At 52.0% G+C, this 15,970-nt stretch carries 13 protein-coding genes; 7 read left to right on the forward strand and 6 right to left on the reverse strand.

The window, feature by feature from the left end:
• Positions 1–8 precede the first annotated feature (8 nt).
• The 5 genes from J7M22_02565 to J7M22_02585 form a co-directional block, all read right to left on the reverse strand.
• Complete coding sequence (locus J7M22_02565) at positions 9–893, reverse strand: DUF4159 domain-containing protein (GenBank protein ID MCD6505487.1); 885 nt, start codon at positions 891–893, stop codon at positions 9–11.
• A gap of 10 nt (positions 894–903) precedes the next feature.
• On the reverse strand, positions 904–1,131 hold the full coding sequence (locus J7M22_02570; GenBank protein MCD6505488.1) for a type II toxin-antitoxin system HicB family antitoxin: 228 nt from the start codon (positions 1,129–1,131) through the stop codon (positions 904–906).
• Positions 1,132–1,141: 10 nt separating this feature from the next.
• On the reverse strand, positions 1,142–1,258 hold the full coding sequence (locus tag J7M22_02575) for a hypothetical protein (protein MCD6505489.1): 117 nt from the start codon (positions 1,256–1,258) through the stop codon (positions 1,142–1,144).
• Between the two features lie 121 nt (positions 1,259–1,379).
• Positions 1,380–2,732 (reverse strand): DUF4159 domain-containing protein, encoded by a 1,353-nt coding sequence (locus J7M22_02580; GenBank protein MCD6505490.1) that lies wholly within the window; start codon positions 2,730–2,732, stop codon positions 1,380–1,382.
• Positions 2,632–3,960 (reverse strand): hypothetical protein, encoded by a 1,329-nt coding sequence (locus J7M22_02585; protein MCD6505491.1) that lies wholly within the window; start codon positions 3,958–3,960, stop codon positions 2,632–2,634. Before J7M22_02585 ends, J7M22_02580 begins: the two co-directional genes overlap by 101 nt.
• Before the next feature lie 317 nt (positions 3,961–4,277).
• On the opposite strand from J7M22_02585, the gene fusA reads away from it, so the two are divergent.
• The 3 genes from fusA to J7M22_02600 all read left to right on the forward strand — a co-directional run bounded on the left by fusA (position 4,278) and on the right by J7M22_02600 (position 8,269).
• Positions 4,278–6,353: an elongation factor G gene (gene fusA, locus J7M22_02590; GenBank protein ID MCD6505492.1), complete on the forward strand. Its 2,076-nt coding sequence runs from the start codon at positions 4,278–4,280 to the stop codon at positions 6,351–6,353.
• A 255-nt stretch (positions 6,354–6,608) separates the two neighbouring features.
• Complete coding sequence (locus tag J7M22_02595; GenBank protein MCD6505493.1) at positions 6,609–7,232, forward strand: hypothetical protein; 624 nt, start codon at positions 6,609–6,611, stop codon at positions 7,230–7,232.
• Positions 7,233–7,252: 20 nt separating this feature from the next.
• Positions 7,253–8,269 (forward strand): hypothetical protein, encoded by a 1,017-nt coding sequence (locus J7M22_02600; GenBank protein ID MCD6505494.1) that lies wholly within the window; start codon positions 7,253–7,255, stop codon positions 8,267–8,269.
• A 232-nt stretch (positions 8,270–8,501) separates the two neighbouring features.
• On the opposite strand, the gene J7M22_02605 is transcribed toward J7M22_02600, so the two are convergent.
• Positions 8,502–9,818 (reverse strand): TldD/PmbA family protein, encoded by a 1,317-nt coding sequence (locus J7M22_02605; GenBank protein ID MCD6505495.1) that lies wholly within the window; start codon positions 9,816–9,818, stop codon positions 8,502–8,504.
• A gap of 199 nt (positions 9,819–10,017) precedes the next feature.
• Here J7M22_02605 and J7M22_02610 point away from each other — a divergent pair, with 199 nt between their 5' ends.
• The 4 genes from J7M22_02610 to J7M22_02625 all read left to right on the forward strand — a co-directional run bounded on the left by J7M22_02610 (position 10,018) and on the right by J7M22_02625 (position 15,949).
• On the forward strand, positions 10,018–11,214 hold the full coding sequence (locus J7M22_02610) for an HD domain-containing protein (GenBank protein ID MCD6505496.1): 1,197 nt from the start codon (positions 10,018–10,020) through the stop codon (positions 11,212–11,214).
• Positions 11,120–12,079, forward strand: coding sequence for a hypothetical protein (locus J7M22_02615; protein ID MCD6505497.1), 960 nt, complete (start codon positions 11,120–11,122; stop codon positions 12,077–12,079). The genes J7M22_02610 and J7M22_02615 overlap by 95 nt, the downstream gene beginning before the upstream one ends.
• 544 nt (positions 12,080–12,623) lie before the next feature.
• On the forward strand, positions 12,624–13,181 hold the full coding sequence (locus tag J7M22_02620) for an Hsp20/alpha crystallin family protein (GenBank protein MCD6505498.1): 558 nt from the start codon (positions 12,624–12,626) through the stop codon (positions 13,179–13,181).
• 359 nt (positions 13,182–13,540) lie between these two features.
• The gene (locus J7M22_02625; GenBank protein ID MCD6505499.1) at positions 13,541–15,949 is read left to right on the forward strand and encodes a hypothetical protein; all 2,409 of its coding nucleotides are present in this window, start codon (positions 13,541–13,543) and stop codon (positions 15,947–15,949) included.
• Positions 15,950–15,970 lie beyond the last annotated feature (21 nt).

A 15,970-nucleotide genomic window follows, 5' to 3' on the forward strand; every position in this document is an offset into this window, starting at 1 on the left:
GCTTCCTATCATCGACTTTTATACCGCGATCTATCTACATTACCTCCATATCTGAGAACATAGAAGATGACGTTGGTCATGAATCTATATACGTCATTCGACCTTCGTCGGGCCAGCAGGGTTCGGCTTGGCACCTCAACCGTTTCCATACAGCACATGTAATCCTTTCGGTTATATATAACGGCCCATCTCCCCTTGATCTTGATCCCCCGTATGTAGGGGAAAAGCGATTGTGCCTTGATGTTCTCTGACCCCCAGAAGACATCCCCCCCGGTAGGAGGTCCGGGGAGCTTGTAGTAGATCTTGAAAATCCTGTCGGTCCGCCGTATGGGTTCTATCTGATACTCAGGTAGGGTCAATCTCAGTTCCTCCCTCACCCTACCAGCGAAAAGGCCCTTGAAACCACAGTCGTCGAAGAAGAGCGTGCCCTTCCTCTCGACGAGATACTTCCGAAGCATCCTTCTCTCCTGTGGGGTCAAAGATGTGACGAGCCTGAAGGGTGGGCCGTTCCTGCCATCCCTTTCGAGGTTATGCTGGAAGACCACCCCTTCATCGTGTCCCGTCATGATGATCAGCGGTGCATCTAGTATTCTGGGATCGGTCAGCTCGAGTGAGCCATCGCCTATCCGCATATCGGCTCTGATCCTGGTTCTGGTCTGAAGCCACTCGATCAAACCGGTAAGCGCCGTCGGATCCTGCCACCAGTCCGCCATCCTGTGTTTTAACCTCACCAACCTGATAAACCCATCGGCGTTTAAGCCTCTCCCTATCAACACGCCCCCAAGTTTACCCGGCGGAAGCGACGGACCGGACTCATCGGTCTCCCCAAAGGATGAAGAAGGCCCCATGAAAGCGATAGACAAACCGACCATGCATATGATGATCCCTTTCATCTTTCCCGCTCTACTCAGCTTTCAGGGCAACAGGTACTCGGGCGATAAGGCGTATATCGTCCTGAGGCACTTGCTGCCCTTCCTCCGATAACACTTCCAGATGTAAGGTGATAGCCTCCCTCACGTTCTGCAGTGCTTCTTCAATCGTCTCACCTTGTGAGAAACATCCCGGCAGCGCCGGTACCTCCACCCAATATCCTCCCTCTTCAGCATCGTGAATGATAACGGTATAATCCATTGACTCCACCTCATAGTAGATTGATGAATTCTTCCTCAGTTAATCCTGCTTTACGAATAGCTGCCTTGAGCAAACCAACTTTAATTTCCCCTGTAACAGGAATAGTGATCAATTGTCCATTTGGCATTTTGATGTTAACATGACTGCCTTTCCCTTGCGAACTTCACCCCCCCGCTCGTTTAAAGGCTCTGACAGCTTCATATCCTTTTATACCTCGTAATAAACGTCCCTGCATCTTTATCATTCACTTACGGCTTATACTGAGATCTATCCACGTTACCTCCATACTTCATGGCGTAGAAGAGGAGGTTCGTCATGAACTTATGCACGTCGGTCGATCGACGCAGTCTCAGCAACGTTCTGCTCGGTATCTCCATCGTCTCCATGCAGCAGAGGTAATCCTTCCGGTTGTAGATAACCGCCCATCTTCCGTTTATTTTAACCCCCCATTGATACGGGAACTGGGAGGCATGTGGATTGTTCTCCGAGCCCCAGAAGATATCCCCGCCCGTCGGTGGACCGGGCAGGGTATAATAGACGCTGTAAAGCTCATCGTTTTTATCTATGATCTGGAGCGGATATTCGGGCAGTGCCCTCCTGAGCTCCTCTCTGACCCTTCCGGCGAACAGCCCGTGAAATCCACAGTCATCGAAGAAAAGGGTGCCTTTTCTGTCGATCAGATACTTCCGTAGGGCGGCCCTCTCCTCGGGGGTGAACTCCTGGGCGAGCTGGAACTTGGCGCCTTTCTGCCCGTCGCTGTTCATGTGATGGTTCAAAACCACATCCTCATCATGTCCCGTCATAATGACCAGCGGAGCGTCCAGTATCCTCGGATCGGTCAGTTCGAGCGCTCCTCCCTCGATGCGCATGTCGGCCTTTAGCCTTGTGTGCTCCTCAAGCCAGTCGATGAAGCTGGCCAACGCCGTCGGGTCCTGCCACCAGTCCGCCATCCTATGCTTCAGCCTTACGATTCTGATGAACCCCATCACGTCCTTCCCCTTCCCGACCAGAACGGCGCCGAGTTTCCCTTCGGGGATATAGTAGAGCTTCGCCATATCACCGCTCAGTTCCCCACCGAGATCCACCTCGCCGGAGGTATTAACCAGCGACAATCCGGGCTGTTTGTTTATGCCGAGAGCTCTGACCCTTCCCGTCTGGAATCCCTTTCCAATCTTCAATCCTTTAGGCGATCCACCTGAGGGCGACAGGGAGATATCCCCGATCTTGGCGGGGATTTTAGCGGTGGTGTCCAGCTTGTTGACCATCCCCAGCTCCTTATCGGCGTTGACGTCGAGGCTACGGGGGATGATGTTAGGCGCCTTGGCGACGACCTCGGAGATCACGTTATCGGACTGAACGGATAACTTCGGGACGTTTTTATCCTCGAGATCCCTTTCAATGTCGAACTTAGGCTTGATCGTCTTGGTCAACGGCCTTCTCGGCGGCCTCACCCTGTAATTGGACATATCGACCAGTTCGATCCAGGCGCCTGATCCCTCATTATAGGTCGTCCTTATGGCTAAACCCAGGATTATTATCCCTATCAGGTGCGCGACCAAGGCTATGAGAAAGGCCGATGTGGTCGGCCTCCTTTTGAACATCTCTCTCACCTTCTTTTATATGTATCTTCAATCTGATTTTATCCCCTTTACCATCTTCTATGTCGGCTGAAAGCCTCTCCATATATCCCAGTGGGGTCAAACTTCCCAGCGATTCATACACCAGCTTGGATCTCCTATCCTTACTTGCAAGGGCGGCTAAGGAGAACATCAGAGAGAACTTCTTTATCTCACGGCTCAGATTCCGCAGGTCGACTTCGAGATGTCCAACCGGATCGATCTTCACGTTCCAATCGGCATCCCTCAAAAATAAGGCCACTCTTTCAACGGATTCCAGAGGTGTTCCGATGACAACCTTGCCCTTTAAACGGATATATCCTGCCGATATCGGGACGGGGATCGGGCCGGATATCCGAAGGGGTGAGATCTCAATCTCATCTCTTTTCACCTTGGGCATCTCCTTTATCGTCATTCCCTTCCTCAGCAGAAGGGATCTGAGCCATTCCAGTCCCTTATCATCCGTTACGACCGTTACGCTTGGTGACATTCCTCCCCCAGGTGAGAGAAACAGGGCGTCGATATGTCCGGTCCGGAGATAGAGGGTCAATAAGGCGTCAGGGGGTTGGGGCGGCAGGAAATCACCCTTTTCGGCCGATGGCAGTGGAATTCCGGATATTCGCAGTTCGTTCTCTGAGATTATCTCATCTCCGAGGTTTCGATTGACCGAGATCCACTCCCCTTCGGCGACCTTCAAGGTGTCTAAGTCGACGTAGAGGGAGAGATCTGATTTCACAAGCGATCGGGCGATCTCCGGCCTTCGCCTGGCGAAGCAATCGCCGCCATCCCGATAGAGATCTATCGATCTCTTAAGCAAGCCCTTATCCGTGCTGAGAAGGCCGAGCTTCCCGATAAAGGTATAATGAAACCTACGTGGAAATCCGGAGTTGACCGTGGTGATGTTACATCCTCTATACCTCTCGTTCGTTATCCCATAGTAGTTCTTCGAGGCGGTTGCCTGTGAGGTGGTGATCTCAACCTTCCCCTGGGATGATACGAAGGATGCCATAAAGAGCTCCGTCCTACCCTTACGGTAGAGGGCCAGGACGCTCCTGTCACCGGCCACCTTTCTAAGATCTTCGATTTTAAATGGGACTCCAAACCCGAACTCCCACATCTTTAGCTGCCATTTCATCTCCCTCCACCATTCCCTCCCCTTGATGTATCTCGCTATGGGGGTTTCGGATATCTCTCTGGCGAAATCCGACTTCATGATTTCTTCGGCGATTTGAGCGAAGTTGGAGGATGTGAGGCAGAGAAAAGGGCTACCGGGAACGATATAGATCAGCTCGGCCCGTGGCTTATAAAAATATCTAAATGATATATATCCCGCTGCGGCGACCGATATTATGAGAACCGGTATGATGAAGAAAAGCTTCCTTTTGATCTTCGATCACCTCCGGATCGGCATCATAGTAAATCTTACCATAAGGGTGGGTTGAATCTCAACATCTTATGCACGGGCGGAGGTTTTATGCTATAATTTACACGAAGCATAACAGCCGCCGTTACTTTGGAGGAGAAGGGTAGATGAAAGAATACAGGACGGAACAGATCAGAAATGTCGCTTTAATAGGCAATGCCGGTTCAGGTAAAACTTCATTGATCGATGCCTTTCTATTCGACGCCGGAGCAGTTGACAGGCTCGGGCGGGTTGACGCCGGTAACTCCTTTGTGGATTACGATCCTGAGGAGATAAATCGAAAGACCACGCTGAGTCTGAAGATATGTATCGCCGAATGGGGAGAGTGCAAACTGAATATCCTCGATACGCCGGGTTATGAGGACTTCTACGGCGATTTGGCCAGTGCCTTGAGGGTTGTCGATTCCGCCTTGGTCGTGATCGATGCCGTTACAGGCGTCGGAGGCGGGACGGAGAAAAGTTGGATGATGGCTGATAAATACGGACTGCCGAGGGCGATCGTCATAAACAAGCTCGATGCCGAACAGGCTGACTTTGACGGGGTAATCGATCAGATCCAACAGGAGCTGGGCGCCAGGCTTATGCCGCTACATATCCCGATAGGCAGGGGGAGCTCCTTCTCCGGCATAGTCGACATCATCTCGATGAAAGCCTATCAGTTCGAGGGAGAGGGCAGCGGGAAGTTTGAGGAGAAGGACATACCGGGGGAACTGTTCTCCAGGGCGGAGGAGCTCCGAGAATCCTTGATAGAAGCGGCAGCGGAGGGCGAGGATGAGCTGACCGAGAAATACCTCGAGGGCGAGGAGCTCACGCCGGATGAGATAATGAGGGGATTGAAGGCCTCTATCCGCCAGGGAATCGTCGTTCCGGTGATGTGTGCATCGGCGTATCAGAACATCGCTGTGCCGTTCATCCTGGATTTCATCGTCAAATCGCTCCCCTCACCCGTCGAATCGAAACCGATAGAAAGCGTCGATGGCGAGGAAAACCGTGATCCCTCTCCCGATGCCCCGTTGGCGGCTTTGGTCTTCAAGACGACCTCCGACCCGTACGTCGGGAAAATCAGCTACATCAGGGTCTTTTCGGGAACCCTCAGCGCCGATTCACAGGTCTTCAACTCAAGTAGAGGAGCAGGTGAAAGGGTTACGAAGCTCTACCACCTCAACGGGAAAAACCAGATCGAAACCCCCAAGATCATAGCCGGTGATCTCGGAATAGCTGTCAAGCTTCAATCTGCTTCCACTGGCGATACCCTCTGCGCGCCGGACGCCAAGATAACCCTGCCGGGGATCGAGTTCCCCAAACCCGTTCTCTCGCTCGCCATATCAGCCAAAAGCCAGAGTGACGACGATAAACTGAGCACTATCCTCACCTCAATAGCTGAAGAGGATCCGACCTTCCAGGTTCAACGCGATCAGGAGATGAGACAGGTGATCGTCTCCGGATTGGGCGACGTGCATCTGAACGTCACCCTGGAGAGGATCAAACGCAGATACAACATCGAGGCGACCACAGCGACACCTAAGGTTCCTTATCGCGAGACGATACGCAAATCGGTTGAGGGGATACACGCCCGCTATAAGAAACAGACTGGCGGAAGAGGGCAGTTCGCCGATGTGGTCATAAAGATGGAACCGCTTCCACGGGGAGAGTATTTCGAGTTCGTGGATGAGATCTTCGGCGGGGCGATCCCGCGCAACTTCATCCCGGCGGTCGAGAAGGGGATCAGGAACTCGATGCAGAGCGGAGTGCTGGCCGGTTTTCCCGTCGTCGACATCAAGGTAACCCTCTATGACGGCAAGTTCCATCCGGTCGACTCCTCCGATCTGGCTTTCCAGATAGCCGCCTCCATGGCCTTTAAAGAGGCGATGCAAAAGGCCGATCCGGTGCTGCTCGAGCCGATAATGAATGTTGAGGTCACCGTGCCGGAGGAGCATATGGGCGATGTGTTGGCTGACCTCAACAGCCGCCGCGGCAGAGTGCTTGGCGTCGATCAACAGGGTAAATATCAGGTGATCAAGGCTCAAGTGCCTATGGCAGAGATGTTTAGATATGCTCTTGATCTGCGATCGATGACCAGCGCGAGGGGATGGTTCACGATGGAGTTCTCGCACTACGAGGAGGTGCCATACGACATCGCCCAGAAGATCATCGCCGCCGCTCAGGCCGAAAAGGAGGATTGAGAAGGAACGAGGAACTAGGAGCGGAAAACGTTACAACGTTAAACGTTGAACGTGTAACGGATTTCCCTTCTCCTCGTTCCTCCTCATGGATAACTGCTACACTCAAGGGGAATTTGAGCGAATATGATTTTCGCCCTTTTCTTTCTCTGCCAAATGGGGTGGGGGGCTTTTGAGCCCTCGCCGCTTGAAGATCCCATGTCATTCGAAGGAACAGGTTCACCCCGTCTCGTGATAGGTTATGAGGATCTAAACGAGATGGTGGGGTATACATATCTCGATTTGGTCAGTGGACCCCACGGGATATCCGTTCGATCGTCCGGCGATCGTGAGGGATTATACAGGGAGTTCTCCATCCGGTATACCGAATATCTCACCTTAAACGGCTTGGAACTGATCCTCTCTCCCTCCTATCTATCCTGCTCGGCCAAGGGAGATCTCGGGGAGGTGGGGGCCGGGAAGGGGTTCTCATTCGATATCGGCGTCGGACGAAATCTACGATCCGTTCGCGCTGAGGCTGTAGCTATCGGCCTTATAGGCGGAGTCAGATATAACCGACACGCCCTTAAAAGGGCGAAGGCGAAATCTTACTGGGAGAGACCCAGCGAGAACATAATCCTCGAATTGACCATCCCGGTCGAGCAGATATCGGGACAGGTAAAGGTGGGAATATGGAACCGTAATTCCTTTCTCCGTCTCCAGGTAAAACCCACTCGAAACGCCCTCATGGAAGCGGGATGGATCTCAGGTAAAGGTGTAAGGGGAGGGTTCAGGTTTGGACTTATGGCTGATCTCGGAGATTTCTCCCTGAGATACCGCCATTTGATCGGGAGATCGGGCATTCAGTCCATCGCCTTTGACATCACGGTGGAAGTGAGATAATGATCCGTTTGAGCTGTTGGATGATCCCCGTTTTGATCTATCTGATCTTCGTCTCTGGAGCAGATGGATTCAGAAGTATCACGATCCCACTCGATCCTTCCTTGCTCTCCGAGCAGGATGGGAGGGAGGTGGGTTTTCACCTCTCGATGTCGGATCTGGAGTTCAAAAAGACCGAGAAGGAGGATACCCTTCTTTCAACCTTCCAATCGCTCAGCGTGAGTCCGGATATCCTCTTGATGTGGGGGGAAGGAGGCAAGGGATTCATGGTGGGATACCGGTTCAACATCAAAAGTGAGGTGAACGCAGACCTGTTGAAGACGACCTCCGATTATATGGTCAACGAGCGGAGATTCACATCGCGGACGGATCTTAACCTCCATTATCGTATGATCAGGGAGGATGATATCTTCATCGGGGTTGGGAAAAGAATCGGAGGGGCGGAGATCGGATGTCGCCTCTCTCTTTATCGTCAGACCCTTAAAAAGGGAGAGATCATATCCGAGATGAGGCTCACAGCGACGCATGGAGAAGACGTTAATCCCAACGATCCCCGTCAGCTTATACCGGCGATCGTCAATGGACTCAAATATGACCTGGAGAAGGTAGATCGGCCGGAGAGGGATGAGGGCAAATCGGTGTTGAACGCCGATATCGCCGTTGGGATGAGACCGGGGGGGATCAATGGGCTCAGGATGTCTCTGGTTTTCAGAAACCTCTTATTCCCCCAAGTCCTTCTGCCGATGCGAGCAGGTTTTGTTCTTCACGGCATCTGGGAACCCAGAGAATGGTTCGAGTTCCATTTCAGCACCGAGAAGCTACTCGGGGTGAGACCATTATCGCTCGTCCGGGTTTACCTAACCGGTCCGCGGAGCGGAATCGGTGGAACGATCTCGGCAGGGATGAATTTGGGCGGAGATGCAGGGCGGATGGTTAACCTCGGCTTTGAGATGATCCTAGGTAAAAGCAGATTTGGGTTTTCGATGACGATGAAAGATGATCTATCAGGGGTGATAATCTATCAGGAACATCGATTCTAAAAAAATAACCCCAACCCGTCTTCTGGGATGGGGTGAGAGAATTGTGGGAATTGCTCGCTCGTTGGAGCTTTCACCGCAAACCACCTATCGCTGCAATGGTGGTGCAAAATCCGTGCCTTAGTTTCCACCCTCTCAAATGCGTTTCCCCTTCTATGGGATATGAAATAAATTTCACATTTTGTGCAAATCGGATCACTGTGCAAAAATTTACACACCCGGCGATAACCTTGTTCTAAAACTGGGTCCCGCTCGAGAAGTTAAAATCGTTCACCTTCATCGCCGGAACGACGACACCTCTGGAGTAAACCGGCTCGGACATGGCCTCCACCGAGCTCAGCACGTCGAAGAGGCTCACGTTGAACCTGAAATTTTTGATGGGGAACTTTATCTCGCCGTCTTCGATCCAGAACGTCCCATCGCGGGTCATTCCGGTGACGATCAGGTTCATCGGATCGACCATGTTCTCATAGTGGAAACGGGTCACCAGGATTCCCCTATCGGTCGATCTTATCATCTCCTCGAGGGTGCTCTCTCCGCCCTCCATGACGAGTGCCCTTGGATAGGCTCCCTGGGTGTTTCTCAGATCGAGTCCATGTCCGGTCGGCTCGACCCCATGTTTCTGGGCGGTAAGCCTATCGTATACGAGGTTCGTTGCCACTCCCTTCTCTATAAGCTGAACCCTCTTGGTGGGCACGCCCTCCGGGTCAAACGGCGCGCCCCTATGGAGCGGATGATACACATCGCTGGCGAGGTTTACGTTCTCCCCGAAGACTTTAAGGCCGACTTTCCCTTTCAGTGGGCTCCTTCCCTCATCCACCGCCATGGCATTGAAGCTAAAGGAGAGGAAGCGTATCAAGCTGTCCACCGCCGCTGGCTCCAGAATCACGGTATATCTGCCCGGAGATATCTCCCGCGGCGAACAGCTCATCTCAGCCTTGCGTATGGCTATCTCGCCGATTTCTTCCGGATCGATATCTTTGATCGTCCTTGAGCTACGCTCACACCATCCCGCTCCATCTCTCTCAGCCATAACTGAAAGGCTGAAGGTAACCGATGTGCTCTTATGAAAGGCGGATAGCCCTTTTGAGTTGACGATGGCCAGGAACCCCCTGGAATTGCTGAAGATCCCCGCGGCAGTCAACCTTCTCCTCCGACACATATCGATGACCCGTTTCACCCCTTCTGCTCTGTCCATCGGGGTTATCTCCTCATCGTAAAAAGCATTTATCTCCTCGTATTCCTGAGGTCCTAGAAGGGGAAGTAGATTTGGATCTTCGGGTGAGATCCTCGCCAGTTCGACGGCGTTTTGGGCCACCTTCCTAAGCGATTCGTCGTCCAACCTGTTTGTGGATGCTTCGCCCATCCTCCCATCTATGATGGCGCTGACGGATATTGAGAGGTCGCTAACACCCGTATTTTGATGGATATGGTTTTCGGCATATCTGGTTAGATAGCTTTCGCCACCGTATATGAACACCTGGACTTCATCTGCCCGGCATAGATCGATGATATTATGGGCTATATCTTCTACCTCTTCCCTCTCAAGCATCTTACTCCTCCGTGGATAGGCTCTCCTCGCTGGTTGTGATTATAACATGAGTCATGGGATGAATCAACGTTGTCCCGTGGGGCAGCGGGGTGTTATAATGATCCATTGGAGCACGGCGATTTCCCCTTAACCATCAATGGGGATCTTCCGATAATAAATAATGGGATACAATACGAAAGCGACGTGATAGGTTGATATGATGGAACCTGAAAGGCTGCAGAGGTTACTCGAGATATCCAGGTCGCTCAATTCTGAGGTCGACTTGGAGAAACTCATGTGGAAGATCGTCCCTCTTGTGAGGGAGATGCTAGGGGCGGATAGAGGATCGGTGTTCCTGCTGGATAAGGATAGGGGGGAACTGTGGTCTCTGGTCGCGGAGGGAGATGAGGTCAAAGAGATAAGGTTCAGCGTTGATAAGGGCATTGCCGGATATGTCGCTAGAACCGGCCGAACGGTTAATATCCCTGATGCCTATTCCGACCCGCGGTTTAATAGGGAGGTCGATAGACGCACCGGCTACAGGACGAAATCGATCCTCTGCTCTCCCATGAAAAATCTCCAAGGGGAGGTCATCGGCGTAGTTCAGATACTCAATAAGTTGGAGGGGGATACATTCACGAAGGATGACGAGATCGCTCTTGAGGCCTTCGCCGCTCAGGCCGCCATCGCCATTGAAAACGCCCTCCTTTATGCCAAGATAGAGGGGACATACGAGCAGACCCTCCAAGCTCTTGTGGCGCTGCTCGATCGAAGGGACGTCGAGACTGAAAATCACTCCCTCAGGGTGGTTGAATATACCCTCCTCATCGCCAGAAAGCTGGGCTTTCACGGCAAGAGTCTCAGACCGATAAAATGGGGAGCCCTATTGCACGACATAGGTAAGATCGGGATCGAGGAAAGGATCCTGTATAAGCCTGAAAAGCTCACCCCCGAGGAGTGGGAGATAATGAAAAAGCACCCTGTCATAGGATATGAGGCGTTAAAACACATCGAGTTTTTGGCCGATGCTCTGCCGATCGTGCGCCACCATCATGAAAGATATGATGGGAAAGGATATCCGGATGGGTTGAAAGGGGATGAGATACCGATAGGCGCCAGGATCTTCGCTATAGCCGATGCCTTCGACGCCATGACCTCCGATAGACCGTACAGAAAAGCCATGCCGGTCGAAAAGGCCCTGTGGGAGATCGCCGCCTGCTCCGGAACCCAGTTCGACCCTGATATCGTGGGGATCTTTCTTCAGATTCCCATTGAAAAATGGGTGTCGATCAGGGAGAAGATCTCAAGCCGAGGGGGCAGATATGGTAGTTCAGACTACGGTGGAATTGACCTTAAACTCCCGATGCTCGTCGGGAAGGGGACATTGGGGGGTATTCGACGAGTCAAAACAGCTTGATTCCCATCAGATCGATCTTGTTAAAAAGGCCACTCAGATACCTAGATTCACGAACAGGAGGTTATTCCTGGATTTCTCCTCCGATCCGATCCTGATAGCAGTTGAGCCAGGGGTAACGGGTATCGAGGAGGATTGGCTGCACGTTGAAAGCGGTATGCAACAACAGGCCATCTATCTCGCCTGTGCCGCTTTGGGGATAGGAACGTGTATCCACAACGTTGGTATAGATGGCGCTCTCATCGGCAACATGCATGCGACCGCCCGTATGGTGATTAAGCCGATCCATCCTCCTTATTCCGGATCATATTGGACGAGCTCAAGGCCGAGGCCGTGGCTTGGGGGAAACCTCTCCGATCCGGACCTGCGCGGGAAGATGCCGTTTTTTGAGGCGATAGAGAGGGCTAGCACCGTTTCGGAAGGCATCAAGTCAGGTCTGAGGGAGATCTCACAGCTCCTCTGGGCTGCCCGTGGCCGGACCCCTCACGAATACAGGGGCAGGAAATGGGGCATGACCATTCCTACATGGGCCGGCGGCCAAAACTATACCTCCGTCCATCTCCTTTCGGGAAACGGCCTATACGAATATATCAACTGGAGAGGCAATGCCCCTGTTCACCGCATCGAGAGGCTGAGGAACGTCGATATCCAATCGATCTCCCCGGGATGCACAAACTGCATTATCCTTTCAACCAACGAGCGGACCAAACGGGCGCTTTGGGAGATCGGATATATGCTGGAGAACATAATCCTCCAGGCCACGGCACTTGGGGTAAAATATGAAGTGAAAATGCTGGGACACGAGGAGAAGAGAAGGCTGATCCCGCTGGGGTTGAGCTCGGCGGTGATGGCGGTAAGGTTGTTCTGATCCCTCCGAGGTATCCGCAGTCATAAGGGCGAGGTGTTCTCGGCTCAAACGCCTCGCCTCTCTAGAAATTAATCGTAGACACCCTCTTCCATTGAAGATTCCCCATATCTTAACGCAGGATAGCCTCAAAGCTGCCGTGGAAGGGAAACTGACAAGCAACGTAAGGAGATTAAGTAGACTGCTTGATAACAGCAGGATAAGGGTGACCTTGGCAGTTGCTCTGCTATATGTATGGCTGATAAGTGAAGAGAGGATGTTAGCACTGGGGGAGAGGCTCAAAATCCGCTTGATCCCTTACTTCCCTTAAAAGTGTCAGGTAGCTAGATTTGTTCTTTATATAGCATAACAAGGAGGTGTTTTTATTTCCAATCCCTCTTTGTCCGATCTCCTGTCCAGAGCTCAGAAAAATAACCTGATCTGCCCTCAGCTTGAGAATGAAGCGGGAAATAGATAAACGGTAGGAGGAGGTTGACACACCAGCGATCAGGTGATAAAATTCAAACGTAATCACCTGAGGCGAAAGGATAGGTGATGAGATATGATCATGAGGCATTGGAGGCTCTTCGACGAACTTCAACAGTTCCAGGCCGAGACGAACAGGTTTTTCAGCGACCTCTATAGAAGGCTGGCCCTTTTGGAGCTGGCTATGAGCAATTGGTACTCTTTGGATGAGCTGGTTCCACCACAATACAGGGGCTATCAAAGTCTTCAACGGACATCCACGACAGTAAACGTCCCGATTAATCCGCCGGGGTATGAGGCGGAATATGAGGAGTTGGAAGGTTCCTATGAAACTCAGGTGGAACTTCCGCGGCGTGAGGAAAGACCCGCACTTCCATCTCAAAGCACACCGGCCGTGGATATATATGAAAGGGACAGAGACGTCGTAGCGAGGGTCGAACTTCCGGGACTCAGGCAGGGGGATATAGAGGTGTTCACCTCAGGGAGATATCTGATCATCAGAGGCAAGATATCACAGAACATCCCCCTGCCAGATGGCGTTAACCCCGATAGAGTTCGAGCGATCTATAGAAACGGCGTTCTCGAGATCGTCGTGCCCAAAGATGCCCCGGCTAGAAAAGTGGAGGTGGAATTCGAGTAGGATCCAGGGACAAACCTCCTAGAAGATACGTGGAGAGTTTTCACCTGATATCTTTCGGATCTCCTTCACAGGGGGTTCCTTTTCGAGCGATCCTCGATTTCTTCCGCCGGGTTAGGTAAACCGTCGGAAATTTCCCCTCGGGGATTAACCGTGGAGGGGTAGTTCTTTTTTTATATGTTCCGATTTTCCTTCCGTGGATTAAGGACGTCAGGAAATCGATTGACGTTCCCTCCTAGGGGGTATATAATCCGATCGGGAAACCAATACAGACGGAATCGACAGGGAGGATATCACATCCGCCGTTGAGCATGTCGGCTTTGGCTCCACATAGGACGGATGTCCACCAAAGGAGGTGCTTGATGAAACCTTTAAACCTATTGCTGTTATTGCTGATCTCTTCATGGATGTTTGGAGCGTTATCATCAGCTTCAGGAATGCCCGGTGAGAACATCGCTAAGGGTAAGAGATATATGCTTTTCCCAAGGCCAAATTATCGGTATTGTACCGATCCAGGCGATAAGATCCAACTCACCGACGGAATCTATACAAAGGGGTATTTCTGGACACAAAGGAGCACGGTAGGTTGGGAGAAAGCCCATCCGGTTATCATCGTTATCGATCTCGATTCGATTCAGCCTATTAGCGGCGTTTCCTACAGCACCGCGGCGGGAACGGCAGGGGTGAATTGGCCGTCGATACTTATCCTCGTCAGCGATGATGGAAGAACCTACACCTATGTGGGTGATCTCATTGAGCTTTCGGCTGAGCACGGAATGCCTGGGGTCAAAGGATATGCACGTCATCGCTTTTGGACGGATAAGCTTAGGACCCATGGCCGATACGTCGCTTTCATCGTAAACGGTAATGGACCCTATGTGTTTGTCGACGAGATCGAGGTCTATCGCGGGCCGGATTCATTTTTGGAAGAGCCGTTGGTAGGGAAGAAAACGGATGACCTGAAACGATTTTTTCATGAACAGGAGATGATGCAGCTTGTGAAAAGAAGGCTACGGCTCGATCTCGCCGCCGTTCGTTCATCCCTCAAAGGCCTTCCAGAAAAGGGAAAACTGGCCCGCGAGCTCGATGAGATCGGGAAGGAGATCAAAACGATGAGGGAAATCTCCGCGGAGGGGTTCAAAGCTGTCCTGCCTTTCAACGATCTACACCGTCGGATTTTCTCCGTGCAGGCGGCAATTTGGAGGGAGATGGGATTTCGCTCCATCGTCATCTGGAAGAAGAACCGATGGGATATGCTGAGTCCGACAGAACCGCCCCGAGAGGGCGGGGCCGAAATTGAAGTGGCGATGATGAGGAACGAATACCGCGGGGCAGCTTTCAATATCAGCAACGCGGGTCCAGGTGAGGCGAAGCTTCGCCTTTCAATTATGGGCCTGCCTGGTGGCGTAAATCCGGATTATATCACCGTCCACGAGGTGCCGTTCACCGATACGAAATCCGGCATACCGGTTGCGGCGGCGTTGCCCCTGGCAAGGAAAAAGGGTCGATACTTCTATGTGGAGATACCTGAGGGTATGACACGACAGATCTGGCTTACCTTTCATCCTTCTAAGGATATGCCTTCAGGCGAATACACAGGTAAGATCGCGATTGAACCGACGGGAAACTCCGTGCCCATCCGATTGAAGGTGTATCCGTTTACGTTCCCCGATCAGCCCACGCTGCATCTGGGAGGGTGGGACTACACGGATCGGGATCGCTCCTATGAAGTGACGCCGAAGAATCGAAAGGCCTTTATCAAACATCTCCAAAACCACTTCGTGGATACCCCTTGGGCGACAAGCAGTGTGATGCCGCGGGGGAAATACGATAAAAAGGGCGATATGATAGAGGAACCCTCGACCGAGAACTTCCGGAGATGGATCGAACGATGGCCGAACGCCCGAAACTACTATGTGTTCCTCTCCGTTAGGAGGCGTTTTTCCGGGTTTGAAATGGGGACACCGGAGTTTGAAAACGCCGTATCTCAGTGGATAAGGTGGTGGGTGAAAACTCTGAGGGAATGGAATATCAAGCCAAAGCAGTTAGGTCTGCTGCTGGTAGATGAACCGAGCTCGCCTGAAAAAGATAGGATCATCATCGAATATGCCGGTGTTATCCAGAGGACAGAACCTGAGGTGGTCATCTGGGAGGATCCCACATGGAGGGATCCATGGAAGGGGACGAGGGAGATGTTTGAGCTATGCGATGTGCTCTGCCCGAATATGGTGATGTGGATAAACGGCGGTGAAAGATTCGCCGATTTCTACATAAAACAGCGGAAAGCGGGTAAGGAGCTGTGGTTCTATGCTTGCAGCGGCCCCGGCAAGCTGCTGGACCCCTACAGCTATCACCGAATGGAACCCTGGTTCTGCTGGAGATACGGCGCTAAAGGGGCAGGTTATTGGGCCTTCGGCGATTCCAACGGTGCCTCCTCATGGAACGAATACCTTTCCAGAATCGGCGCCTACACCCCTCTGTTCCTGGACGAAGACTCGGTCACGGCTGGCAAACATATGGAAGCTATCCGTGAGGGAATTGAAGATTACGAGTATCTCAGGATATTACGAGATAGAATCGCTGAGCTGAAAGGAAAAGGGGTGAAGGTTAAAAGCCTCAACTCAGCCGAGAAGCTTCTGGAAACGGCCGCCAGACGTGTCACCGCATGTATGACAAAGTCGAGCATGATCTACTGGAAGGAGCCGAAGGACCGTTCCGTCGCCGATAAGGTTCGAGTCGAAATACTTGAAGTGCTTCTTCTGCTCAGATAAACGCTCACATTATTAACGTTG

The organism is Candidatus Poribacteria bacterium (assembly GCA_021162805.1).
GTDB lineage: Bacteria > Poribacteria > WGA-4E > B28-G17 > B28-G17 > JAGGXZ01.

Bases quoted from the DNA above. Each gene is read 5' to 3' on its own strand.
- J7M22_02605 (MCD6505495.1), bottom strand. From the start codon at position 9,818: ATGCTTGAGAGGGAAGAGGTAGAAGATATAGCCCATAATATCATCGAT.
- J7M22_02585 (MCD6505491.1), bottom strand. From the start codon at position 3,960: ATGAAGTCGGATTTCGCCAGAGAGATATCCGAAACCCCCATAGCGAGA.
- J7M22_02615 (MCD6505497.1), top strand. From the start codon at position 11,120: ATGGTAGTTCAGACTACGGTGGAATTGACCTTAAACTCCCGATGCTCG.
- J7M22_02565 (MCD6505487.1), bottom strand. From the start codon at position 893: ATGAAAGGGATCATCATATGCATGGTCGGTTTGTCTATCGCTTTCATG.
- fusA (MCD6505492.1), top strand. From the start codon at position 4,278: ATGAAAGAATACAGGACGGAACAGATCAGAAATGTCGCTTTAATAGGC.
- J7M22_02610 (MCD6505496.1), top strand. From the start codon at position 10,018: ATGGAACCTGAAAGGCTGCAGAGGTTACTCGAGATATCCAGGTCGCTC.
- J7M22_02625 (MCD6505499.1), top strand. From the start codon at position 13,541: ATGAAACCTTTAAACCTATTGCTGTTATTGCTGATCTCTTCATGGATG.
- J7M22_02595 (MCD6505493.1), top strand. From the start codon at position 6,609: ATGGTGGGGTATACATATCTCGATTTGGTCAGTGGACCCCACGGGATA.
- J7M22_02580 (MCD6505490.1), bottom strand. From the start codon at position 2,732: ATGTTCAAAAGGAGGCCGACCACATCGGCCTTTCTCATAGCCTTGGTC.
- J7M22_02620 (MCD6505498.1), top strand. From the start codon at position 12,624: ATGAGGCATTGGAGGCTCTTCGACGAACTTCAACAGTTCCAGGCCGAG.
- J7M22_02600 (MCD6505494.1), top strand. From the start codon at position 7,253: ATGATCCCCGTTTTGATCTATCTGATCTTCGTCTCTGGAGCAGATGGA.
- J7M22_02575 (MCD6505489.1), bottom strand. From the start codon at position 1,258: ATGCCAAATGGACAATTGATCACTATTCCTGTTACAGGGGAAATTAAA.
- J7M22_02570 (MCD6505488.1), bottom strand. From the start codon at position 1,131: ATGGATTATACCGTTATCATTCACGATGCTGAAGAGGGAGGATATTGG.